The sequence below is a fragment of the Rhodococcus sp. CX genome, assembly GCF_015865005.1.
Lineage (GTDB): Bacteria > Actinomycetota > Actinomycetes > Mycobacteriales > Mycobacteriaceae > Rhodococcus.
In genome coordinates this window covers 6,008-6,444 of the sequence record NZ_JADZGH010000217.1, presented here as the reverse complement: position 1 = coordinate 6,444, position 437 = coordinate 6,008, and the positions used below count along the sequence as shown (strand labels likewise).

Below are 437 nucleotides of genomic sequence, written 5' to 3'. Positions count from 1 at the left end.
GGCCGACACCACCTCCCTCCGCGCCGGAGATCTCGTGAAAGTACTTCCGCTGTGAGCGATCTGAGTCATCTCGACGACCAGGGCCGGGCCCGCATGGTCGACGTCTCCGCCAAGGCCGACACCACCCGGGTCGCGGTCGCCGCAGGTGAGCTGGTCACCACCCCCGAGGTGGTGTCGCTGGTACGGGCCGACGACATGCCCAAGGCCGACGTCCTCGCGACCGCGCGCATAGCGGGAATCGCTGCCGCCAAACGCACTTGGGAACTCATCCCGCTGTGCCACCAGCTGGCGTTGTCGTCGGTGAAGGTGTCGTTCGGATTCACCGACACGTCGATCACCGTGGAGGCGACCGCGAAGACGAAGGGACCCACCGGTGTCGAGATGGAAGCGCTGACCGCGGTCGCGGTCGCGGGACTGACCCTGCACGACATGGTCAA

The 437-nt window shown here is 67.0% G+C and carries 1 protein-coding gene; it reads left to right on the top strand.

Going from position 1 to position 437, the window contains the following annotated elements:
* Positions 1–51: 51 nt before the first annotated feature.
* Positions 52–437, top strand: a 386-nt coding sequence (gene moaC / locus I0Q12_RS33705; protein WP_374068774.1) for a cyclic pyranopterin monophosphate synthase MoaC, incomplete at its 3' end; no start/stop codon positions are given.